The 22,391-nt window shown below is 63.1% G+C and carries 16 protein-coding genes and 1 tRNA gene; 7 read left to right on the forward strand and 10 right to left on the reverse strand.

All coding sequences use genetic code 11. From position 1 onward, the window contains the following. Positions 1-204: 204 nt before the first annotated feature. The 3 genes from ACFSNN_RS16830 to ACFSNN_RS16840 form a co-directional block, all read right to left on the reverse strand. A tRNA-Arg gene (locus tag ACFSNN_RS16830) sits at positions 205-279 on the reverse strand. Positions 280-807: 528 nt separating this feature from the next. After that, positions 808-1,230 (reverse strand): YfiM family lipoprotein, encoded by a 423-nt coding sequence (locus ACFSNN_RS16835; protein ID WP_134456771.1) that lies wholly within the window; start codon positions 1,228-1,230, stop codon positions 808-810. 407 nt (positions 1,231-1,637) lie between these two features. Further along, positions 1,638-1,829: a rubredoxin gene (locus ACFSNN_RS16840; RefSeq protein ID WP_007175738.1), complete on the reverse strand. Its 192-nt coding sequence runs from the start codon at positions 1,827-1,829 to the stop codon at positions 1,638-1,640. Positions 1,830-2,156: 327 nt separating this feature from the next. Between ACFSNN_RS16840 and ACFSNN_RS16845 the strand changes: the two genes are divergently transcribed. The 5 genes from ACFSNN_RS16845 (at position 2,157) to ACFSNN_RS16865 (ending at position 10,141) form a co-directional block, all read left to right on the forward strand. Continuing rightward, positions 2,157-2,558 (forward strand): DUF4399 domain-containing protein, encoded by a 402-nt coding sequence (locus tag ACFSNN_RS16845; RefSeq protein ID WP_134456770.1) that lies wholly within the window; start codon positions 2,157-2,159, stop codon positions 2,556-2,558. 180 nt (positions 2,559-2,738) lie between these two features. Continuing rightward, positions 2,739-4,676, forward strand: coding sequence for an ATP-binding cassette domain-containing protein (locus tag ACFSNN_RS16850; protein WP_134456769.1), 1,938 nt, complete (start codon positions 2,739-2,741; stop codon positions 4,674-4,676). A gap of 351 nt (positions 4,677-5,027) precedes the next feature. Further along, a complete protein-coding gene (locus tag ACFSNN_RS16855) occupies positions 5,028-7,013 on the forward strand; it encodes a DNA topoisomerase IV subunit B (RefSeq protein ID WP_134456768.1) in 1,986 nt (661 codons plus the stop codon). Positions 7,014-7,095: 82 nt separating this feature from the next. Continuing rightward, entirely contained in the window at positions 7,096-9,420 is a 2,325-nt protein-coding gene (gene parC / locus ACFSNN_RS16860) for a DNA topoisomerase IV subunit A (RefSeq protein ID WP_134456767.1), read from the forward strand. A gap of 262 nt (positions 9,421-9,682) precedes the next feature. Further along, positions 9,683-10,141, forward strand: a complete 459-nt coding sequence (locus ACFSNN_RS16865) for a CopD family protein (RefSeq protein ID WP_012432243.1) — start codon at positions 9,683-9,685, stop codon at positions 10,139-10,141. A 102-nt stretch (positions 10,142-10,243) separates the two neighbouring features. Here ACFSNN_RS16865 and ACFSNN_RS16870 read toward each other — a convergent pair whose 3' ends face one another. From ACFSNN_RS16870 to ACFSNN_RS16895, 6 genes are all read right to left on the reverse strand, one after another. Then, positions 10,244-11,452 carry a chromate transporter gene (locus ACFSNN_RS16870; RefSeq protein ID WP_134456766.1) on the reverse strand — a complete coding sequence of 403 codons (1,209 nt, stop codon included), beginning with the start codon at positions 11,450-11,452 and terminating at the stop codon, positions 10,244-10,246. 166 nt (positions 11,453-11,618) lie between these two features. Continuing rightward, entirely contained in the window at positions 11,619-13,973 is a 2,355-nt protein-coding gene (locus tag ACFSNN_RS16875; protein ID WP_134456765.1) for a bifunctional diguanylate cyclase/phosphodiesterase, read from the reverse strand. Positions 13,974-14,466: 493 nt separating this feature from the next. Continuing rightward, positions 14,467-15,348 (reverse strand): PhzF family phenazine biosynthesis protein, encoded by an 882-nt coding sequence (locus ACFSNN_RS16880; RefSeq protein ID WP_134456764.1) that lies wholly within the window; start codon positions 15,346-15,348, stop codon positions 14,467-14,469. 182 nt (positions 15,349-15,530) lie between these two features. Beyond that, positions 15,531-15,995 (reverse strand): RidA family protein, encoded by a 465-nt coding sequence (locus tag ACFSNN_RS16885; protein WP_134456763.1) that lies wholly within the window; start codon positions 15,993-15,995, stop codon positions 15,531-15,533. Positions 15,996-16,091: 96 nt separating this feature from the next. Beyond that, complete coding sequence (locus ACFSNN_RS16890) at positions 16,092-17,288, reverse strand: aminotransferase-like domain-containing protein (RefSeq protein ID WP_134456762.1); 1,197 nt, start codon at positions 17,286-17,288, stop codon at positions 16,092-16,094. A gap of 72 nt (positions 17,289-17,360) precedes the next feature. Further along, a complete protein-coding gene (locus ACFSNN_RS16895; RefSeq protein ID WP_134456761.1) occupies positions 17,361-18,062 on the reverse strand; it encodes a VOC family protein in 702 nt (233 codons plus the stop codon). Between the two features lie 276 nt (positions 18,063-18,338). On the opposite strand from ACFSNN_RS16895, the gene ACFSNN_RS16900 reads away from it, so the two are divergent. Both ACFSNN_RS16900 and htpG read left to right on the forward strand, forming a co-directional pair. After that, entirely contained in the window at positions 18,339-19,799 is a 1,461-nt protein-coding gene (locus ACFSNN_RS16900; protein WP_134456760.1) for an aminotransferase-like domain-containing protein, read from the forward strand. 172 nt (positions 19,800-19,971) lie between these two features. Then, positions 19,972-21,870, forward strand: a complete 1,899-nt coding sequence (htpG, locus tag ACFSNN_RS16905; RefSeq protein WP_134456759.1) for a molecular chaperone HtpG — start codon at positions 19,972-19,974, stop codon at positions 21,868-21,870. 150 nt (positions 21,871-22,020) lie between these two features. Here htpG and ACFSNN_RS16910 read toward each other — a convergent pair whose 3' ends face one another. Beyond that, positions 22,021-22,302: a hypothetical protein gene (locus ACFSNN_RS16910; protein ID WP_134456758.1), complete on the reverse strand. Its 282-nt coding sequence runs from the start codon at positions 22,300-22,302 to the stop codon at positions 22,021-22,023. Between the last annotated feature and the right edge of the window lie 89 nt (positions 22,303-22,391).

A 22,391-nucleotide genomic window follows, 5' to 3' on the forward strand; every position in this document is an offset into this window, starting at 1 on the left:
ATTGGGATATGAAACTGCGTTCTGCATGGCAGGCAATTCACGGGTTCGACGCGGCTCTGCGCCGGCGATGCTGCAAGTGGCTGCTCTTCGCCGGTGAGCATCGCCGGTACACCCGTTGGTACAGTTTTGGGTACACCACGGGCACCAATTGGACCTTGAAGGCCTTGCTGGGAAAGGATTTCGGCCGAGCTGCCGCCGAGTTCCTGGTCCCCCTGACAGGAATCGAACCTGTATCTAGCGCTTAGGAGGCACTTGTTCTATCCATTGAACTACAGGGAGATGGATATCTGCGATGGGACGACTGAGCATTCGCTACTATCAACTTCAGTCTGACCCGTGGGCGTTTCCGGCCTTTCTGCTTCTTCCTAAATGAAGCGCCGCGAGCCCATGAACCGAGTTTACAGCAGTCTCTGCCGTGCCCGGTATGCGAGCGAGCGCAGAGTATAACAAAAAGCGATTAAAACCAGAGATGCCGCAAAGGCCCGGAAGCCGATGAGACAGGTCGAAATCGACAGCGGCCAAGCGGCCGTTGACGGCACCGTATCGACGTCGGCCCACTTACCATAAAAGTACCACGAGGCCCTGCCGAGTCCGTTCTGCGCGTCGCCAGCCAGTCGATGCAGACGACATCCCGCAGCGCCCGCACGATGTGTCCGAAACTAACGCACCAGCAAATCTGACGACGCAGCGCGTCGTCAGATTTGGGCAAGACAGAAGAAAGCCAGCAACACGTCACGGATCGCTTATCCGCGCTCTCAAGACATTTCCAGATCCCGACGACGCAACGCGAGCACGAACCCATCCCCCTCAAAAGCGACTCCGATACGAGATCGCGACAGTGTGTCCGCGCGCATCACGACTCAGGCTGATAACCCAGTGAGTCAGCAATGCCCCCGACAACGCGCCCGCTATATCCGCGGCCAGATCCTTGTAAGAAAAGCCGCTGCTACGGCAGGTGCCGTCGATGCCTTCCTTGATCAAGCCAGGTATCGTGCCGATGAGTGTGCCGTAAATGACCGGATGCTCGGTGTCGCGCGTCAGGTAAGCACCGAGCGCGCCGAAAGGTGCGGAGACCGCGAAATGTTCCAGCTTGTCGCTTTGAAACCAGCCATCCGATGTTTGGAAACGGTATCCGCCGCGTCCGCCATCGCAGTCCACCCCGGCGTGCGCCGCGGTACTTGCCGCAAGAAGCATCGCGAGCGCGATGCCGTGTCTCCATGTCGTTGTCATGTGTTACTCCCCGTTTGTTTTTCGACTTGATTTTTTATGGGGACGCGCACCGGGCCGAAACCCGTACTGCGTCGTCACCTAGTCGAGTGTTTTACGGGGGCGATGCGCCGCGCAATGTGCGCTGCGCCGCGCAGAGCGGGGCGATGGCGGAATAGGCACAGGCTTCGGGATGATGCCTGGCGCGGCCGGACAAATGTTGGCCGCTAGGCGGCTTGTCGATCCGGCATCCTCGACTGGCAGAACAGTCATGGCGCGTTGGGGGGAGGTCGATCGAGCAGATAGCGGATAGCCCCGACAAACCGCCCCAAAAAGCAAACGGCCCAGCAGTCAACGCCTGCTGGGCCGCATGAAACTGTCGATACGTGCAACGAACTAGCGCAGCACGCCGGCAATCCGCCGAATTCGCCTCAGAACTCCACCACCGCGAACTCGGCCTTGCCCACGTCGCACAGCGGGCAGCGCCAGTCTTCGGGAATCGCGGCGAAGCGCGTGCCCGGTGCGATGCCTTCCTCGGGCAGGCCTTCTTCCTCGTTGTAGATCCAGCCGCAAATCAGGCAGACCCAGCTCTTATATTCAGTCACTTCAATTACTTCGCTCACGACGCACTCTTCTCTAGTTCGATGCAAAATCCGCTCAGTCTGCCCCTTTTTTGGGCACGGCGGCGACCCGCAATATTACCGGAATTTGTCAATCCCACAGAAAACGGCCGACGCGGCGACGCGCGCAAAGCGCCCGTGACAAACTCCGTACCCACTTGCCGGACCCCGTCACACACAGCGTGTATGCTTTGATCCGCAGCTGATCTTTTGGACCGGTGCGCCGGGGCGCCGGGCATGAACTGCGACGATCGGCCTCAGGCGCAATGAGGCGCCGTCGTCGTCGCCGTGGCCCGCGCAGACTCTCGTTTCCCAAAAAGGAGAAAAACGATGTTCAAAAACAAATGGTTGGTCGGAGCGGCATTGGCCGGATTGCTCGCAGTATCCGGCGCGGCGCAGGCCGCAAGCGTGTCGTTCGTGCAGCCGGCGGACGGCGCCACCGTCAGCAATCCAGTCCACGTGGTGTTCGGCGTCGACGGCATGAAGATCGCGCCGGCCGGCACGATGACCGAAGGCACGGGCCATCATCATCTGCTGGTGGACGGCAAGCCGCTGCCCAAGGGCGAGGTCATTCCCGCGAACGACAAGTCGCTGCACTTCGGCAAGGGACAGACCGAAACCGATCTGACGCTGCCGCCCGGCGACCACACGCTGACGCTGCAATTCGGCGACGGCGCGCATCGTTCGTACGGTCCGGAAATGAGCAAGACAATCACGGTGCACGTGAAATAATCCGCCGCACGAGACAGCCGGGCGCGTGCCAACGCGCTCTGGCTTCCTCACCATGCGCAGCGGGCCTGTTCGCGGCCCGCAAGCCGGCCATTCGATCTATCTCTTCCGGCATACGGGCACCCGCCCGTGCGCCCGGTACAATGGGCAGTTCCGACTCATCGCTGTCTTCTCCAAATCTCCATGTCGCTTTACACCATTACCGGGGCCCAACTGGCGTTCGGTCACGTCGCGTTGCTCGATCACGCGGATTTCTCTCTCGAAGCGGGCGAACGCGTCGGCCTGATCGGCCGCAACGGCGCGGGCAAGTCGTCGCTGCTGAAGATCGTTGCCGATCTGAGCAAACCTGACGACGGCCTCGTCACGCGTCAGCAGGGCCTGACTTCGGTCTACGTGCCGCAGGAGCCGGAGTTCGACACGGACGACACGGTGTTCGAAGCGGTCGCCGCCGGCCTCACGCACGCCCGCGCGCTGCTGGACGAATACGACGCGGTCGCCAACCAGCTCGCCGACGAGCCGGAAGGCGCGGAGCACGACGCGCTGATGTCGCGCATGAACACGCTGCAATCGTCGCTCGACCATTCGGACGCCTGGAACTGGAGCACGCGCGTGGCTACCACGCTGCAACAGATCGGCCTGAACGGCGAGGCGCGCGTGGGCTCGCTGTCGGGCGGCATGCAAAAGCGCGTCGCGCTGGCGCGCGCGCTGGTCGTGCAGCCCGACGTCCTGCTGCTCGACGAGCCGACCAATCACCTCGATTTCGACGGCATCCGCTGGCTCGAAGACCTGCTGGTCTCGCTGCGCGCGGGCCTGCTCTTCATTACCCACGATCGCGCGTTTCTCGATCGCGTCGCCACGCGCATCGTCGAACTGGATCGCGGGCGTTTGCTTTCGTATCCGGGCAATTTCAGCGCTTATCAGACGCGCAAGGCGCAGCAGCTCGAAATCGAGCAAGTGGAAGCCGCCAAGTTCGACAAGCTGCTCGCGCAGGAAGAAGTGTGGATCCGCAAGGGCGTCGAGGCGCGCCGCACACGCAGCGTCGGCCGGATCGCGCGGCTCGTGGAGATGCGCAACGAGCGCGCGGAACGCCGCAACGTGCTGGGCAACGTCAAGCTCGACGTCGGGCAGGGCGAAAAGTCCGGCAAGATCGTCGCCGAACTGACCGACGTGACCAAGCGTTACGGTGCCCGCACGGTGGTCGACAGTTTCACGGCCACGGTCATGCGCGGCGACAAGATCGGCTTTGTCGGTCCGAACGGCGCGGGCAAGACCACGCTGCTCAAGATGATCCTTGGCGAATTGGCGCCGGACGAAGGCACGGTGCGCATCGGCACGAATCTGCAGGTCGCGTATTTCGACCAGATGCGCGCGCAGCTCGATCTGGAAAAGAGTCTCGCCGACACCATCAGCCCCGGCAGCGAATGGGTCGAAGTCAACGGCCAGAAGAAGCACGTCATGAGCTACCTTGGCGACTTCCTGTTCGCGCCGGAACGCGCGCGTTCGCCGGTCAAGTCGCTCTCGGGCGGCGAGCGTAACCGCCTGCTGCTGGCGCGTCTGTTCGCGCGTCCGGCCAATGTACTGGTGCTCGACGAGCCGACCAACGACCTCGACATCCCCACGCTCGAACTGCTCGAAGAACTGCTCACGGAATACGACGGTACGGTGCTGCTGGTCAGCCACGATCGCGCGTTCCTCGACAACGTCGCGACCTCGGTGATCGCGTCCGAAGGCGGCGGCAAGTGGCGCGAGTATGTCGGCGGCTTTACCGATTGGCAGATCCAGCGCGACCGTTCGCAGCAAATGGCGGCGGACGCGCAGAAAGAAGCCGGCAAGGACGCGGGCAAAGAGACCGCAGCGGCCAAAGACAGCGCGGCGGGTCGCAATACGCAACGCGCCGCGAAGCTGTCGTTCAAGGAGCAGCGTGAACTGGAGGCGCTGCCGGAAAAGATCGCCGCGCTCGAAGCCGAGCAGAAAACGATCGGCGCGCAACTCGAAGACGGCTCGGTGTTTGCCAAAGACGCGCAGGAAGGCACGCGTTTGACAGAGCGCTATGCCGCGATCGACGAAGAACTGCTGCTCGCGCTGGAACGCTGGGACGAACTGGAAAACCGGCGCAAATGAGGCGTGCGCGTGGCGCCGGAACCGGCTGCGCCACCGCCGTCCCTTATCCGGACGGCCAATCCTGCGCGTCGTGAATTGCCGCCCGGGTCGAAATCAGTAAAATACCCCGCGAACAGGCTTCCCCGGCGTTCGCACCAGCGTCGACGTCGCCTCGCCCGGTTGGCGGGCAGGCTTCGAGCCGCCGTCGAGCGCGCCAACGGGAGGCCATGCGACAAAACAGCTTGCCCGCACTGCGGGCACCCCACCTAACCCCGTTGTTTCGTTTCGCTTTTTTTGAAAACTCAACGCATTGTCCACAGACCTTTGAACAGGACCTGTGGACAACGATGAACCGACGCATCCGAGTCAACCATGTCTACGAAAAAGCCAAACGCCGCGTATAGCGAAGCGTCGATCAAGGTGTTGAAGGGCCTGGAGCCGGTCAAGCAACGGCCCGGGATGTACACCCGCACCGAGAATCCGCTGCACATCATTCAGGAAGTCATCGACAACGCGTCGGACGAAGCCCTCGGCGGCTACGGCCGGCAAATCACCGTGACGCTGCATGCGGACCATTCGGTTTCCGTCGAAGACGACGGCCGCGGCATTCCCTTCGGTCTGCATCCGGAAGAAGGCGTGCCGGTCGTGGAAATCGTATTCACGCGCCTGCACGCGGGCGGCAAGTTCGATAAAGCCGCAGGCGGCGCGTACACGTTCTCGGGCGGCTTGCACGGCGTCGGTGTGTCTGTCACCAACGCGCTGTCCACGCGCCTCGACGTCACCGTGTGGCGCGACGGCAAGATCGCCGAACTGAGTTTCGCCAATGGCGACGTCGCCAAGGAACTCGAAGTGCGGCCCGCCGCGAAGGGCGACAAGAAATCCGGCACGCGCGTCACCGCGTGGGCCAATCCGAAATACTTCGATTCGCCGAACCTGCCGCTCGGCGAACTGCAACGCCTGCTGCGCTCGAAAGCTGTCTTGCTGCCGGGCGTCGAAGTCACGCTGGTCAATGAGAAAACCGGCGAACAGCAAACCTGGAAATACGAAGACGGTCTGCGCGGTTATCTGCTCGAAGGCATGAACGGCAGCGATCTGCTGATTCCGCTGTTCGAGGGCGAGCGCTACGTCGAAAACTCGCGCGCGAGCGAAGAGACCTTCGCCGAAGGCGAGGGCGCCGCGTGGGTCGTCGCGTGGAGCGAGGAAGGCACGCTCATGCGCGAGTCGTATGTGAACCTGATTCCGACGCCCGCGGGCGGCACGCATGAGTCCGGCTTGCGCGACGGTCTGTATCAAGCGGTGAAGAGCTTCGTCGAGTTGCACAATCTGCAGCCGAAGGGCGTCAAGCTGCTCGCGGAAGACGTGTTCGCGCGCGTGTCGTTCGTGCTGTCGGCGAAGGTGCTCGATCCGCAATTCCAAGGGCAGATCAAGGAACGGCTGAATAGCCGCGACGCGGTCAAGCTGGTGTCGTCGTTCGCGCGGCCGGCGCTGGAATTGTGGCTGAATCAGCACGTCGAGCTCGGCAAGAAACTCGCCGACCTCGTCATCAAGCAGGCGCAGGCGCGCACGCGCGCCGGGCAAAAGGTCGAGAAGCGCAAGAGCTCGGGCGTCGCGGTGTTGCCGGGCAAGCTGACCGATTGCGAATCGACGGAAATCGGCCGCAACGAACTGTTTCTCGTCGAGGGCGACTCGGCGGGCGGCTCCGCGAAGATGGGCCGCGACAAGGAATATCAGGCCATCCTGCCGCTGCGCGGCAAGGTGCTGAACACGTGGGAAACCGAGCGTGACCGCCTGTTCGCCAACAACGAGGTGCACGACATCTCGGTGGCGATCGGCGTCGATCCGCATAGCCCGGACGACAAGGTCGATCTGTCGAACCTGCGCTACGGCAAGATCTGCATTCTGTCGGACGCGGACGTCGACGGCTCGCACATTCAGGTTTTGCTGCTCACGCTGTTCTTCAAGCATTTCCCGCAATTGATCGAACGTGGACACGTGTGCGTGGCGCGTCCGCCGCTGTTCCGGGTCGACGCGCCCGCGCGTGGCAAGAAGCCGGCGCAAAAACTTTATGCACTCGACGAAGGCGAACTCGAAGCGATTCTCGACAAGCTGCGCAAGGACGGCGTGCGCGACACGCAGTGGTCGATCAGCCGCTTCAAGGGCCTTGGCGAAATGAGCGCGGAACAGTTGTGGGACACCACCATGAACCCCGACACGCGGCGCTTGAGTCCGGTGGCGCTCGGTGCACTCGACTACGACGCCACGGTCGCGCGCATGACGATGCTCATGGGCAAGGGCGAAGCGGCGTCGCGCCGCAGCTGGCTGGAAGAAAAGGGCAACGAAGTGGAAGCGGATATCTAAGCGAGCGCTTTTTTTGGGGCACTGTTGCCCGCGCTCTGACTTCGCACGAAAACTTCACGCCAAACACGGATACGGAATCTAGATGGACGACGATAACACTCTCGATCTTTTCACCGAGCCGCCGCCCCCCGAAGGCGACTTTCTTACGCTCGGCAATTACGCGGAACGCGCGTACCTCGACTATGCAGTGAGCGTGGTCAAGGGCCGCGCGCTGCCGGATGTGTGCGACGGCCAGAAGCCGGTGCAGCGCCGCATCCTGTTCGCGATGAACGACATGGGTCTGTCGGACAACGCGAAGCCGGTCAAGTCGGCGCGCGTGGTCGGCGACGTGCTCGGTAAGTATCACCCGCACGGCGACCAGTCCGCGTACGACGCGTTGGTGCGTCTCGCGCAAGACTTCTCGATGCGCTATCCGCTGATCGACGGCCAGGGCAACTTCGGTTCCCGCGACGGCGACGGCGCGGCGGCCATGCGCTACACGGAAGCGCGCCTCACGCCGATCGCGAAACTGCTGCTCGATGAAATCAACCAGGGCACGGTCGATTTCATGCCGAACTACGACGGCTCTTCCGAGGAGCCGAGACTGTTGCCCGCGCGCTTGCCGTTCGTGTTGCTGAACGGCGCATCGGGCATTGCGGTCGGCTTGGCCACGGAAATTCCCTCGCACAATCTGCGCGAAGTCGCGGCGGCGACGGTCGCGATGATCCGCAATCCGAAGATCGAACACGCGGAGTTGATGCAGCACATCGCCGGGCCGGATTTTCCGGGCGGCGCGCAGATCATTTCGAGCGACGCCGAGATTTCCGCCGCATACGAAAGCGGCCGAGGCAGCCTGAAGGTGCGGGCGCGCTGGAAGATCGAGGAACTCGCGCGTGGTCAGTGGCAACTGGTGATCACCGAATTGCCGCCGAACACGGCCGCGCAGAAGGTGTTGGAAGAAATCGAGGAACAGACCAACCCGAAGATCAAGCTCGGCAAGAAAGCGCTCACCCCCGAACAACTGCAAACCAAGCAGACCATGCTGGCGCTGCTCGATGCCGTGCGCGACGAATCGGGCCGCGACGCGCCCGTGCGTCTCGTGTTCGAGCCGAAGTCCAGCCGCATCGATCAAACCGATTTCGTCAACACACTGCTCGCGCATACGAGCCTCGAATCGAATGCGTCGCTCAATATGGTTATGGTCGGCGGCGACGGCCGGCCGCGTCAGAAGGGCTTGAGCGAAATCCTGCACGAGTGGATCGCGTTCCGCTTCGCCACGGTGACGCGCCGCACGCGCCATCGTCTGAGCAAGGTCGACGACCGGATTCATATTCTCGAAGGCCGGATGATCGTCTTTTTGAATATCGACGAAGTCATCCGCATCATTCGCGAATCGGACGAACCGAAGGTCGCGTTGATGGCCGCGTTCGGCTTGTCCGACCGTCAGGCCGAAGACATTCTTGAAATCCGGCTGCGTCAGTTGGCGCGGCTCGAGAAGATCAAGATCGAGAAGGAACTGGCCGAACTCAAAGACGAGAAGGCCAAGCTGGAAGAACTGCTCGGCAGCGAATCGGCGATGAAGCGTCTGCTCATCAAGGAAATCGAAGGCGACGCCAAGCAGTACGGCGACGAACGCCGCACGCTGATCCAGCAGGAAAAGCGCGCGACATTCGAAGCGCGTGTGGTCGACGAACCGGTCACGGTCGTGGTGTCGCAAAAGGGTTGGGTGCGCGCGCTGAAGGGCCACGGGCTCGACGTCGCGGGCTTCACGTTCAAGGCCGGCGATGGGCTCTATGCGGCGTTCCAGTGCCGCACGCCGGACACGCTGGTCGCGTGGGGCAGCAACGGACGTGTCTATTCGGTCGCGGTGGCGATGCTGCCGGGCGGCCGCGGTGACGGCGTGCCGGTCACGTCGCTGATCGAACTGGAGTCGGGCAGCCATTTGATGCATTACTACGCGGCGTCCGCGGAGCAGGCGTTGCTGCTTGCTTCGAGCAACGGCTTCGGCTTTGTCGCGAAGGTCGGCGACATGGTGAGCCGCGTGAAGGCCGGCAAGTCGTTCATGACGATCGATGCCGGCGCCGCGCCGCTCGCGCCAATGCCGATGCTGCCGGACGCGACGCACATTGCGTGTCTTTCCTCGGGCGGACGTTTGCTGGTGTTCGGCCTCGACGAGATGAAGACACTCTCGGGCGGCGGTCGCGGCGTCACGCTGATGGGTCTCGACGACAAGGAAACTCTCGTACAGGCGCTCGCCATCAACAACGCGGGTGTCATGTTGATCGGCACGCGCCGTGGTGGCCGTGTCGATGAAGAGAAGGTGAGTGGCGCGGCGCTCGCGCCGCATATCGGCAAGCGGGCGCGCAAAGGCCGCGCGCCTGAGAGCAAGATGAAGCTCGAAGGCATGCGTCCGGTGCTGGCCACTTAACGAAGCTTGACGTTGGAACGCGGCAAGCGTCTGCTAGCATGTGGGACGCTTGCCGTGCGTGGTCCGTGCGTAGTGAGAGTACAAAACCGGGGGGCAGCATGGCCAATACGATGGACATGCTGCGATAACAACTACAAAAACGGCGCGAAAGCCACGGGTGTCATGGAACTGCGCGCATAGCGCGTGGTCGAATGCGCTCAATAGCCGCTTGCTCATAGCACTCGTTATAAGCGGCGTGGTGTCGTCGGGAGAGGAAAACAACATGAACAAGGCTATCGAACTCGCGCTCTTTCTTCATTTGCTCGCCGTTGCCGTGTGGGTAGGTGGGATGGTGTTCGCGCATTTCTGTCTGCGCCCGGCCATTGCCGATCTCTCGCCGCAATTACGCTTGCCGTTGTGGGAATCGGTGTTCGGCCGCTTCTTCAATTGGGTCGCGGCCTCGGTGCTGGTGATTCTCCTCACCGGCGGCTTCCTGCTGATGCAATTCGGCGGCGGCCATGCCACCTGGCCGCTGCATGCCATGGCCGGCCTCGGCATCGTGATGATGCTGATCTTCGGGCATATCCGTTTTGCCGTATTTCCGCGCATCCGACGCGCGGTGCAGGCCCAAAAATGGCCGGACGGCGCGCGCGCCGTCGGCACGATCCGCCGTCTGGTGCTGATCAATATCGTGCTCGGCGTGGTGACGATTGGCGTCGCGGTGCTCTCGCGCGGTTTCTGAAATTTTGCAATTGCCCGTTTGAAAGCCGATAGCCGCGTGGTGATGGCGCCGCGCGGCGCACTCTCGAAGGCTCGTCATCATTGAGCGAAGCCTCGCCTTCGTCTAGATCAGCGCGCCATAAGCGAGCCATAGCCCGCACACCACGGCTACCGTCCCGTACACCACGTACACCGGCACCTTCAGCTTGGCGAAGCACATGGCGGAGAACAGTGCGGTCAACAGATAAATCGGTTTGAACGGCACATGCGCGGCAATGCGCAGCACGGCCACCGCGAGAAACGCGGTGGTGACGGCGCGCAGGATCCGCATGCCGTGCTCGAAGCGCGGATTGGCCTTCAATTGATGCAGGTGCCGCTGCGCCAGCACGACGAGGCATCCGGACGGCACGAACAGCGCGAGCGTGGCAATCAGCGCGCCCACCCAGCCATCCACCAGATAGCCGAAGAACGGCACCACGTTCAACAGCGGTCCGGGCGACAGCGGCGACAGCGAAAACGCCAGCGTGAAGTCGTTATCGGAGACGCCGATCGCCGGCGTAACGAATAGCGTCTTGAGCACCGGCAGCGCCGAGAAGCCGCCGCCGAACAACGTCATGCCGGCACCCGCAAGCCGCGGCCACAATAGCGCCAGTTCATAGCGATGCGGCAACGGCATCGCGAACAACGCGAGAAAGATGGACAGAGCGCTCAGCATCTGCCAGTCGCCGCGCGCGAACGAAACGATGACGCGCGAATTGCGCACCGGGCTCACGAACCAGCCGGTGCCGAAGGCCGCCCCGAGCATGACGACATAAGCGGCCGGACTGCGCGCATAGAAGAGCGCGATGCAACCCAGCACCGCCGCGACCCATTCGAGTTTGCCGCGCACCAGCGCACGCGTCTGTTTATACCAGGTGATCGCGATCAGCGTGGCCAGCACGACGCTGAAGTGATTGAGCAAGGTTTGCGAGGCGGCGGCACGAACGAACGGCGTGCGGTAGAAGATCGCGAACAGCGTCATCAGCATGAAGAAGGGCAAGACGCTGGCAATGCCCGCGACCCAGGCGCCGGCGCGTCCGCGCAGCGCATGCCCGAGTTGCACGGCGACGTTGCAGCCTACCGGGCCGGGCACCATCCAGGCGAGCGCGATCAGATCGGAGAAAGCGACGCGCGAGAGACGTCCTTCACGCTCGACATAATGGTTCTCAAGTTGCGCCATGAGCGCGAGGCCGCCCCATGACAATGCAGACAGGCCGAATACGACCCGGAACAGCGTCCATAGCGGTTCCCGTTCGCCTCGTCTGGCAGCATCCTGGCTCGTGATCGTCTGCATGGCGCCAAACGCGCCCGGTACGCGGGCGCTAGTCCTTTGAGATCATCGTTTAGTGGTCTGCGCGGCCGGCCGGCGGCGTCGCGCTGTGATGCGGTACAGCGAGAATGTAGCCGGTTTTGCGGCGCTGCGGGGGATGACCGGTAACGACCCGCAACGGGCGCCGCGCTCAGGTGTTGGTGCTGGATACGCTGCTGGTGCTGTCGGCTTCGTGAGCGATGCGGCGGCCCGTCATACCGCACACGCCGAAGCGTTCCAGCAGCGCCGGAATCGCATCCACCGGCACGGGACGCGAGAATAGAAAGCCCTGCGCCTCGATATGGCCGAGCGCGGCGAGCCATGCAATCTGCTCTTCGGTCTCCGTGCCTTCGACCACCACCGTGAGCCCGAGCGAACGCGCCAGATTGACGATCGCGGTGACCATCACGCAGACGCTGCGGTCGCCCGGAATTGCCTGGATGAACGAACGGTCCACCTTCAACGTGTCCACCGAGAAGCGGTTCAGATAGGACAGCGACGAATAGCCGGTGCCGAAATCGTCGAGCGCGATGCGCACGCCGAGGCGCTTCAACGCGAAGATCTTCTCGGAGACCAGTTCGGGGTACTCCATCATCGCCGTTTCGGTGATTTCGAGTTCGAGGCGGCGCGCGGAGATGCCGCTTTCCTCGATGGCGTGCGAGATCGTTTCGTACAGGTCGCCACGCCAGAATTGCACCGCCGAGATGTTCACCGCGAGCGACAGCGTGTCGTAGCCCTGTTGCTGCCACAGCGCGAGTTGACGGCAGGCGGTCTCGATCACGAAGTCGCCGATCGGCACGATCAACCCGGTCGATTCCGCAACCGGAATGAACTCGTTGGCCGGAATCAAACCGTGCTGCGGATGATTCCAGCGCACCAATGCCTCGAAGCCGGTAATGCAGCGGCGCGTCAGATCGATCTTCGGCTGATAGGTGAGGAACAGTTGGCCTTCGGCGAGCGCCACGCGCAACTGCTGTTCCCACTTCATCAAATGATCCGCGCGATGCGACAACTGCGGCGAATAGAACTGATAGCAGTTCTTGCCTGCGTCTTTCGCGCTGTACATGGCGAGGTCGGCTTTTTTCAGCAGGTCGATCTCGCTTTCGTTGGCGACCGAGTAGAGCGCGATGCCGATGCTCGCATGCAGCACGAACGAACTGCCGCGCACTTCGAACGGCTTGGCGAACGCTTCGGCCGCGGCTTCGGCGAGCGCGACGGCGCGCTTCTCGACGTCGTCGCCCTTGATCACGACGACGAACTCGTCGCCGCCGATGCGGCTCAGGGCGCCGCCTTCGCCGACCGCGGTGGCGAGCCGCGAGGCCGTCATTTGCAGCACGATGTCGCCGGCGTTGTGGCCGAGCGTGTCGTTGACGGTCTTGAAGTTGTCGAGGTCGATAAAGAGAATCGCGAGGCGGCCGAGGTTGGTCTGCTGCGCCACATCGTGCCGCAGGGTCTGCAGCGTCGCGTAGCGATTACGCAAACCGGTGAGCAGATCGTATTCGACCAGGTGCGTCATCTCGCGCTCGCGGCCGAGCAGCTTGCCGATCAGGCCGGTGGCCACGGCGAAGAAACTCAGCATGGCGAGCGAGATGAAACCCGCCATCATCAGATAGACGTTGCGCGTGTGGTTGTAGTCGGCGAATTCTTCGGCTTGCGAGAGACCCACCAGCACGCCGAGCGGATAACCGTCGATATGCCGGTACGACACGATGCGCGTGACGTTGTCGATCGAATCGACATAGGTGCCCGACACGTGCTCCGAGGTCGGATACGAACCGCTTGCCGAGAACACGCCGTTGGCGGTCTCGGTGCTGCCGGTGCGCCGCGCGAGCACGGTGCCGTTGTCCGAGATCACCGCGATCACGCCTTCGCGGCCGATCGCCGCGTTGTTGTAGAAGTCGGTAGTGAAGTAGCTGGGATCTTCGGAGACCACCACGACGCCCGCGAACGAGCCGTCCGGATGATTCAGACGCCGCGTCATCTGCAAGGTCCAGTGGCCGGACACGCGGCCGAGCACGGGCTTGCTGATATACAACTGATCGTCGTTCTCGTGTTCGTGGACCTTGAAGTGTTCGCGGTCGGACAGATCGATACGCTTGGGGTTGAGTTCGGCCGTGTTGGCGACCAAGGTGCCGTGTTCGTCGATCAAGGACACCTGCACCAGTGTCTCGCTTTGCACGACGCCTTTTTCCACCGTGCTCGCAAGATCGAAATGACTCGGCGTTTTCTCGAACTCGAATTTGACGAAGCGGGTGATCTGATCGACCTGGTGAATCGCCTTGACGGTGTGCTGCTCCAGCGCCGCGGAAAGAATTGCAGCAGAGGCCATGGCCTCGCGGTAGGTCGCTTCTTTCTCGACCGACAGGCGCGCGAAGATCACTGTCCAAAGCAGGATCAGGACCAATACGCCTAGCGCGGGAATGGCGAGCAACGCGCGCCGGCGCGACACTGCGGGGTCGCGGCGGGGTTTGGCATCGCGCTGATCGGAGAAGCGGGATTGACTCATCGGGCGGCCCGTGCCTGTGTGCCGGCCGGTTGCAAACGAGCGAGCGTCGACTGCGCTGATTTCATGAGTGGCTGCATGGTGACCAAGGTGCCGGAACTGCTGCGCAGAAGAAATAAGCGTGGCGCCGTGCCTGACCATCCGCAGGTCATCGGGTACGTCTTGATATTACTTAATGCCACTGGATTAAGGAAGAGGCCCGACATCGGGTATACGAGGGCGCGGCAAGATGCCCGTTGCGATGAATTTGGCATCCTGTGCAGCCGCGCTTGAGGCCGCCGCATCGCGGTCATAGTCGGGTATTTCATCGGGAATCGGCGGCGAGGCGCGCCAGCATTCAGGTGTGCCAGGCCTTTAGCAGGCCTCTTCCGATGCAAGGCGCATTTAATAGTGCAAACGATGCGGCGTTTTGTGGTCAGGCGCGGCCAGACAGGGCGAACCCTATGCCACTCCCGATTGCGAGCCCGACGCATGAGCGAGGCAAGGGGCGTGCCGGTCAGGGCAAGCGGAAGGTGCCGTCGACAATCGTCACCGACGCACCGCCAATCCATGTCTTGCCGCGTGCGTCGTCGTAGTGCACGCAGACGCGGCCGGCTCGGCCCAGCGCGGTGCCTTGACGGGCTGAATAGTGCGTGCCCGGGCGCAATTGCTGGGCGCTCAGAAGGCCTGCAAGCGCGGCATTGGCGCTGCCCGTGACCGGATCTTCACCGACGCCGAAATTGCCGCCGGCCATCAGGCAGCGCACCTCGAAGGTGGCCGGGCCACCGGCCTCGTGCGGACCGTAAACAGCGAGGCCGTGCGTGCCCACCGAATGCACGAGGTCGGCGAGCGCGGCGTCGTCGGGTGCTAACGCGAGGCATTCACGCGCGGAGTTGACGCGCACCACGAGCCACGGCGCACCATTGTCGACCGCGCAGGGCGTCGTGCTGAAATCGATCGCGTCGCTACGCAAAGCCGAAGAGAGTGCCGCGTAGCGATCCTCGGCAAGCGGCGTGACGCGCGCGGGCGGCGCGGCGAAGGCCCACGCGCCGTCCGCTCCCGGCAGCGCCTCGAGTCCGACGCCGCATTGCTGCACGAGCTTGCCGGCCTGCTTCGGCTGATAACCGCTTTCGAGCAACGCGTGTGCCGTGCCGAGCGTTGGATGACCCGCGAACGGCATTTCGCCATGCGTGCTGAAGATGCGCACGCGGTAGTCGGCGGCCGGGTCGGTCGGCTTCAACAGGAACGTCGTTTCGGACAGGTTGGTCCAGTGAGCGATGGCCTGCATCTGTGTCGCATCGAGTGCGTCGGCATCGAACACGACGGCAAGCGGATTGCCTTTGAACGGCACCGCCGTGAATACGTCGACTTGTTTGAAACGGACAGTGTGGGCGGGCATCGGGCGCGGTCCAGCGAATCAAACGAATGGATAGGGTTGGCGGATTCTATCCGTTGACGACGTAACGATCTACCTTTGCACAAATGCAAAACGCGCCGCGGGTGGCTGACACCTCGCGACGCGTTCCTGTCTCGCTGCGCCGGACGAACCGGCGGCTTCGACTGCGTTACTGCTCTATTGCGTTACTCGACTTCGGCGATCATCTCGATCTCGACGCACGCGCCGAGCGGAATCTGCGCGACGCCGAATGCCGAGCGCGCATGCTTGCCGCGTTCGCCGAACACGTCGGCGACCAGTTCGGACGCGCCGTTGGTGACCAGATGCTGTTCGGTGAACTCGAGCGTCGAATTGACGAGACTCATCAGCTTGACGATGCGCGTAACGCGGTTCAGATCGCCCACATGCGCGTGCAGCGTGGCGAGCAGGTCGATGGCGATCGAGCGTGCGGCGGCTTTGCCTTCCTCGGTGGTGAGGGTGGCGCCGAGCTTGCCGCTCCACACCTTGCCGTCCTTCTTGGCGATGTGTCCGGAGAGATACACCGTGTTGCCGCTTTGTGCGCTCATCACATACGCGGCAGCCGGCGCGCCGGCGGTCGGCAGTTCGATGCCCATTTCCTTGAGCTTGTCGTAGACATTCGTTTGAGCCATGGTGTGTCCTTGATCAGTAGTGGAATTCGGTGGATGCGGTCGGGCGAAATCATGCAGACCGCGCGCATGAAACACACAATCAGCGCGCGGCAGACTTCAGATCTTCGCGCGGATCAGAGCGCCGAGACGCGACACGCCTTCGTCGATCCTGGCCGGCGGCACCGTCACGAACGACAGCCGCAGCGTGTTGTGTTGCGCTTCGTTCGCGAAGAACGGACCGCCCGGCACGAACGCGACGTTCTGCGCAACCGCTTCTTCCAGCAGCTTCATGGTGTCGATCTGCGCGGGCAGATTCACCCACACGAACATGCCGCCTTCCGGGCGATTCCAGCTTACGCCTTCGGGCATGTAACGTTCGAGCGAAGCCAGCATGGCCGCGCATTGATCGCGATACAGTTCGCGGATGGTCGGCACATGCGTGTCGAGGAAGCCGTCCTTGATCACTTCGTACACGATGCGCTGCGTGAAGCTCGGCGTGTGCAGATCGGTCGCTTGCTTGGCCTGCACGAGTTTGAAAATCAACTCTTCGGGCGCGATGATGTAGCCGACCCGCAGGCCCGGCGCCAGCACCTTCGAGAACGAACCGAGATGGACGATGTGGTCCGGCGCCATCGACAGCATGGTGGGCAACGGTTCGCCGGCGTAGTCGAGCGCGCCGTACGGGTCGTCTTCGATCACCGGGAACGGCGCGGTCTTCGCGAACGCGGCGAGCGCGCGGCGGCGTTCGATCGGCAAGCGGCGGCCCGTCGGATTCTGGAAATTCGGCTGCGCGTACAAGAGGCGGGCGCCGGCCGTCAGCTCGGGCGTGAGGCCTTCGGGGACGAGGCCGTGTTCGTCGGTCGGCACTTGCACGTAACGCGGCTCGTACATCGAGAACGATTGCAGCGCGCCGAGGTAGGTCGGCGTTTCGACCAGCACCGGGCTGTCCGGGCACACCAGCACCTTGCCGAGTAGGTCGAGCGCCTGTTGCGAGCCGGTGGTGATCAGCACCTGAGTCGGACGGATCTGCGCGCCGTTCACCGAATAGCGCTTCGCGACCCATTCACGCAGCGGCAGGAAACCTTCGGTTGCGCTGTATTGCAGCGCCGCAGCGGGCTCGTCGCGCAGAATGCGGTCCGACGCGGCGCGCATGCGTTCGGCCGGGAACGTAGCCGGCGAGGGCAAGCCACCCGCGAACGAAATGACTTCGGGCCGCTCCGTGACCTTCAGAATCTCGCGAATCGCCGAGCTAGTGAGCTTGCGTGCGCGTTCGGACAATTGCCACGTGGGGGCTTTCAGGTCGCTTTGGTCCATGGTCTCCTCTGCTAGTACTGGAACCGGTCAAAACTTCGATTATCGCGCGAGTCGGCGACCCGCGCGCGCTGCTTATTTAAGGGTCCGTAGACCGTTGGGTGTTTCGAACTCGGCGACGAGCGCCGGCGCGCCTTCGGTGGGCTGCAACTCGATCAGATGCGCCGCGCCGAGCCAGCGCAGTTGCGCCGCGACCGTGTCGGCTTGCGGGTGCGCGCCTTTCAAGGCTTTCAGCGAAACCTCCGTTTCCGGCAAGGATGTGGACGGATGCTTCGTCGTGTCCCACTGAATCAGCGAGGGCAGCACGCCGTCGCCGATGCCTTGCCAGGCGGGGAACGCGCCGTCGTCCGGCACGGTCAGGCCCCACGTGAAATCGCCGCGCGTCATCGGCACGACTGGGGGAATGCGCTGCGGATATTGCGCCTGCCATGTCGGCAGGTGTTTCGGCCGCTCGACCCGGGCGACCCAGTGCGACAGATACGGCCCGTTTTCGAGCCGCGCGTGTGTTGCCGGGTCGTCGAGCGCGAACAGGCGGGGGCGCGGCGCGCTGCCGTCGGCCGGCGCGTTGTCAACGGCTGCGGCTTGCGGATCGACCGCAATCACTTCCAGATACACGCCGCCCCACAGGTTCAGCAGGCGGTTATGCGTGCGCATCAGCGCATGCGCGCCGCCGCCGGCCGGTGCGACGCCGAGCGTATCGGCGACGTACTGCGTGCCCTCGTCGAGGGTGCGGGCGGAAATCACGAGGTGATCGAGGCGGAGCGGATGAGCAGTCATGACGGAGCGATGAACGGTTTTCTGCGGGTTTTCTGCGGTGAACCGGGGACGGGCCGGGTGTCGCGGGAACGCTGCCGGGGCCGTAAGCATAACCGTTTGCCGGATCGGCGGGCCATCCGGATGGTGTTCGGCAGGGTTTTGCCGGAGAGCGCGTGGGGCGTGCTGAGAGTCGCCGTGCCGCCATCCCATCCGTTACTTCTCTCGAATGTAGCGACGCCGACCGGCACAGTAACGGTACAATCAATTCGATACTGTTCGGTACAGTTGGAGCCCGCCATGTCCGTCCCGCTTGCCCAGATTCCCACCCCGCATGACACCGCTTCGCTAACGCTGGTCGAGCAGCTCGTCCAGTGGGCGCGCCGCCGTATCGAGGAGCGTGTGTTCCGCCCCGGCATGCGCATGCCGTCGATCCGCAAGCTGGCGCTCGACAAGGGCGTGTCGCGCTTCACGGTGGTCGAGGCGTACGAACGGCTGGTGGCGCAGGGTTTTCTGGAGTCGCGGCGCGGCTCCGGGTTCTATGTGCGCGAACGGCTGGGCGGCGCGGCCAGTGCTAGCGCCGAGATTCATCCGCTCACCGCGGCGGCGCCGGCGCCTGCCACGATCGATGTGGTCTGGCTGCTGCGCAATATGCTGCACACCGGCGCGCGTCCCGAGCGCAGTCCTGGGCTCGGTTATCTGCCGGCGCGCTGGCTCGACGGCGACCTGATCACCAATGCGCTGCGCACGCTCGGCCGGCAAAGCGGCGCGCAGATGCTCGGCATCGGCACGCCGCAGGGTTTTCTGCCGCTGCGTCAGCAATTGCAGACGCGGCTCGAAGAACTGGAGATCGGTGCGTCGCCGGATCAGATCGTGATGGTGTCCGGCATCACGCAGGCCATCGACCTGATCTCGCGCATCTATGTCAAGCCGGGCGATGCGGTGATCGTCGGCGATCCGGCGTGGTTTCAGATGTTCGGGCGTTTCGCGTCGCAGGGCGCGCGGCTCGTCGGCATGCCGTACACGCCGGACGGCCCGGATCTCGACGCGCTCGAGTCGCTCGTGCAGACGTGGCGGCCGAAAATGCTGGTGATCAATTCGGTGCTGCAGAACCCCACCGGCACGTCGCTCACGGCGGCCCAGGCGTTCCGTATTCTGCGCCTGGCCGAAGCGTACGATTTCATCGTCGTCGAGGATGATATTTACGGCGATCTGTGTCCGCCGAGCTATCCGGGCACGCGCCTCGCGAGTCTCGACCAGTTGAAACGCGTGATCTATCTCGGCAGTTTTTCGAAGACGCTCGCGCCGAATCTGCGCGTGGGTTTCATTGCCTGCGCGCCCGAAGTGGCGAGGGCGGTCAGCGACCAGAAAATGCTGGTTGGCATGACAAGTCCGGAACTGAACGAGCGTGTGCTGTACAAGATTCTGACCGAAGGCCACTACCGGCGGCATGTCGAACGGCTGCGCGTGCGGCTCGACGGCGTGCGCGAGAAGTCCGCGCGGATGCTGGAGAAGACCGGCCTGAAGCTGTTCCTGACACCCATGGCCGGCATGTTTTTGTGGGCCGACACGGGCGTCGACGCCGACGCGCTCGCGGCCGCCGGCCACGAAGCCGGCTTTCTGCTGACGCCCGGCAGCCTGTTTTCTCCGCAGCAATCGTCGACCACCTGGATGCGCTTCAATATTTCCAATTGCGGCGATCCGGAACTGGCCACCTTTTTGTGCCGTTATCTCGACAGCGTGGCGCGCCGCGCCTCTTGAAACCGCGCCGGCTTGCCCCCAATTAGGCGGACAATCCGGCGGGCTACGCATCCGGCGTCAGACGCTTCGGCCCAGCGGCACGCCGACGGCAAGCCGACGTCGCCGGCGAACCGCAACGCACGACGCCGCGCCCGCCTTGAACCCCCATTCGCAACAGAGAGGAAGTCCGACCATGGCACAAGAAACCATGAGCTTTCAGGCAGAAGTGAAACAGCTTCTGCACCTGATGATTCATTCGCTGTACAGCAACAAGGAAATTTTCCTGCGCGAGCTGATTTCGAACGCCTCCGACGCGGCCGACAAGCTGCGCTTCGAAGCGATCGAAAACAATGCGCTGTACGAAAACGATCCGAACTTGCGGATTCGCGTGTCGTACGACAAGGCCGCGCGCACCATCACACTCGACGACAACGGCATCGGCATGAGCCGCGACGAAGCGATCGCGAACCTCGGCACGATCGCCCGCTCGGGCACCAAGGAATTCTTCGGCAAGCTCTCCGGCGACCAGCAGAAAGATGCGGCGCTGATCGGCCAGTTCGGCGTGGGCTTTTATTCGGGCTTCATCGTCGCGGACAAGATCACGGTCGAGACGCGCCGCGCCGGCCTGCCGGCCTCTGAAGGCGTGCGCTGGGAAAGCGCGGGCGAAGGCGATTTCGCCGTCGAGCAGATCGAGCGCGCCGCGCGCGGCACGACCATCACGCTGCATCTGCGTGCGGATGAAGATGAGCTGCTGTCGTCGCACCGTCTGAAGTCGATCATCCAGAAGTACTCCGACCACGTCGCGCTGCCGATCCTGATGCAGAAAGAAGAGTGGGACGCGGAAAAGAGCGAGATGGTCACGAAGGACGAGGACGAGACCGTCAATCAGGCCAGCGCGCTGTGGACGCGCTCGAAGAACGAGATTACCGACGAGCAGTACAAGCAGTTCTATCAGCACCTCTCGCACGACCATCAGGATCCGCTCACGTGGACGCATAACCGTGTGGAAGGCCGCAGCGAGTACACGCAGTTGCTGTACGTGCCGACCCACGCGCCGTTCGACATGTTCAATCGCGATTATCGCGGCGGCCTGAAGCTGTACGTGAAGCGCGTGTTCATCATGGACGACGCCGAGCAACTGCTGCCTGCGTATCTGCGCTTCGTGAAGGGCGTGGTCGATTCGGCGGATTTGCCGCTGAACGTGTCGCGCGAAATTCTGCAGGAAAGCCGCGACGTGAAGGCGATCCGCGAAGGCGTGACCAAGCGTTCGCTGTCCATGCTCGAAGAGCTGGCCAACTCGGATAACGAGGCCGACAAGGAAAAGTACGCCGGTTTCTGGAAGGAATTCGGCCAGGTGCTGAAGGAAGGCATCGGCGAAGACTTTGCCAACCGCGAGCGGATCGCGAAGCTCGTGCGTTTTGCGTCGACGCATACGGAGACGGCCGAGCAAACCGTGTCGCTGGCCGACTACGTCGCGCGCATGAAGCCCGAGCAGACCAAGATCTACTACGTGACCGCCGACACCTGGCAGGCGGCGACCCACAGCCCGCACCTCGAAGTGTTCCGCAAGAAGGGCGTGGAAGTGCTGCTGCTGACCGATCGCGTGGACGAGTGGATCCTGTCGTTCCTGAACGAATTCGAAGGCAAGCCGCTGCAAAGCGTGGCGCGCGGCGATCTCGATCTGGGCGCGTTGAACGACGAAGAAAAACAGGCGCAAGAGAAGGTCGGCGAAGAGTTCAAGCCGCTTGTCGAGAAGATGAAGGAAGCGCTGAAGGACAAGGCCAAGGACGTGCGTCTCACGTTCCGCCTGACCGATTCGCCGTCCTGCCTCGTTGCCGACGACGGCGAAATGAGCGGCTATCTGCAGCGCATGCTCAAGGCCGCCGGCCAGACGGCGCCGGCGTTCCATCCGATTCTCGAAGTGAATCCGGAGCACGCACTGGTGAAGGGCCTGCACGCGGACAGCGCGAACTTCGACGACTGGTGCCATCTGCTGTTCGATCAGGCATTGCTCGCCGAAGGTGGCGCGCTGGACGATCCGGCGAGCTTCGTGAAGCGCACCAATGCGCTGCTGCTTGCGCGCGCGAACTGAGCGCGGGTCGAGCTTGATGCCACGGCGTCGTTCTGACGCTCGAGGTTGAAAATGCGCTGCTTCGGCAGCGCATTTTTTTTGCCTTTTAGCGCGCGGCGGCATGACTCAGCGAAGCGCGGCCGCTCCGCTTCGCCGCTTCCGGCCGAGCGCTTAACGCGCCGGCGCCGGCCCCTCCAGATGACGCACTTGCGAGAGCACGCTACCGGCCAATTCCTTCGCCTCGTGACATGAAGTGTGATCGGCTAGCACTTTGGCGGCGAGACTGCCGATCGCCTTGCTGGTCTGTTTCGACGTGTGGTGTTGCGCCAGCGCCGAGCCCGCCAGTTCTTTCTCCAGTTGCGCGACGCCCGCGCGCCGTAAAACGACCGCAGCCAGATGAGCGATGCTGTCGGATGTTTTCTTCGATTTTCCAGTGTTCAAAGCTTGCTCCATGTTGTAGTTGATCGATCTGGTCGACTAATGGGCGTTGCTCGTAGTCGATTAAAATTAATTATGGTTAACTAAATAAATAGAATCAATGA

It is taken from the genome of Paraburkholderia dipogonis, from assembly GCF_042680985.1.
GTDB classification, from domain to species: domain Bacteria; phylum Pseudomonadota; class Gammaproteobacteria; order Burkholderiales; family Burkholderiaceae; genus Paraburkholderia; species Paraburkholderia phytofirmans.

What these genes read in the sequence shown, in the direction of transcription:
- ACFSNN_RS16890 (WP_134456762.1), bottom strand. Translation starts at nt 17,288, where the DNA reads ATGGACCAAAGCGACCTGAAAGCCCCCACGTGGCAATTGTCCGAACGC.
- ACFSNN_RS16835 (WP_134456771.1), bottom strand. Translation starts at nt 1,230, where the DNA reads ATGACAACGACATGGAGACACGGCATCGCGCTCGCGATGCTTCTTGCG.
- ACFSNN_RS16850 (WP_134456769.1), top strand. Translation starts at nt 2,739, where the DNA reads ATGTCGCTTTACACCATTACCGGGGCCCAACTGGCGTTCGGTCACGTC.
- ACFSNN_RS16895 (WP_134456761.1), bottom strand. Translation starts at nt 18,062, where the DNA reads ATGACTGCTCATCCGCTCCGCCTCGATCACCTCGTGATTTCCGCCCGC.
- ACFSNN_RS16910 (WP_134456758.1), bottom strand. Translation starts at nt 22,302, where the DNA reads ATGGAGCAAGCTTTGAACACTGGAAAATCGAAGAAAACATCCGACAGC.
- ACFSNN_RS16855 (WP_134456768.1), top strand. Translation starts at nt 5,028, where the DNA reads ATGTCTACGAAAAAGCCAAACGCCGCGTATAGCGAAGCGTCGATCAAG.
- ACFSNN_RS16875 (WP_134456765.1), bottom strand. Translation starts at nt 13,973, where the DNA reads ATGAGTCAATCCCGCTTCTCCGATCAGCGCGATGCCAAACCCCGCCGC.
- ACFSNN_RS16880 (WP_134456764.1), bottom strand. Translation starts at nt 15,348, where the DNA reads ATGCCCGCCCACACTGTCCGTTTCAAACAAGTCGACGTATTCACGGCG.
- ACFSNN_RS16900 (WP_134456760.1), top strand. Translation starts at nt 18,339, where the DNA reads ATGTCCGTCCCGCTTGCCCAGATTCCCACCCCGCATGACACCGCTTCG.
- ACFSNN_RS16870 (WP_134456766.1), bottom strand. Translation starts at nt 11,452, where the DNA reads ATGCAGACGATCACGAGCCAGGATGCTGCCAGACGAGGCGAACGGGAA.
- ACFSNN_RS16885 (WP_134456763.1), bottom strand. Translation starts at nt 15,995, where the DNA reads ATGGCTCAAACGAATGTCTACGACAAGCTCAAGGAAATGGGCATCGAA.
- htpG (WP_134456759.1), top strand. Translation starts at nt 19,972, where the DNA reads ATGGCACAAGAAACCATGAGCTTTCAGGCAGAAGTGAAACAGCTTCTG.
- parC (WP_134456767.1), top strand. Translation starts at nt 7,096, where the DNA reads ATGGACGACGATAACACTCTCGATCTTTTCACCGAGCCGCCGCCCCCC.
- ACFSNN_RS16845 (WP_134456770.1), top strand. Translation starts at nt 2,157, where the DNA reads ATGTTCAAAAACAAATGGTTGGTCGGAGCGGCATTGGCCGGATTGCTC.
- ACFSNN_RS16865 (WP_012432243.1), top strand. Translation starts at nt 9,683, where the DNA reads ATGAACAAGGCTATCGAACTCGCGCTCTTTCTTCATTTGCTCGCCGTT.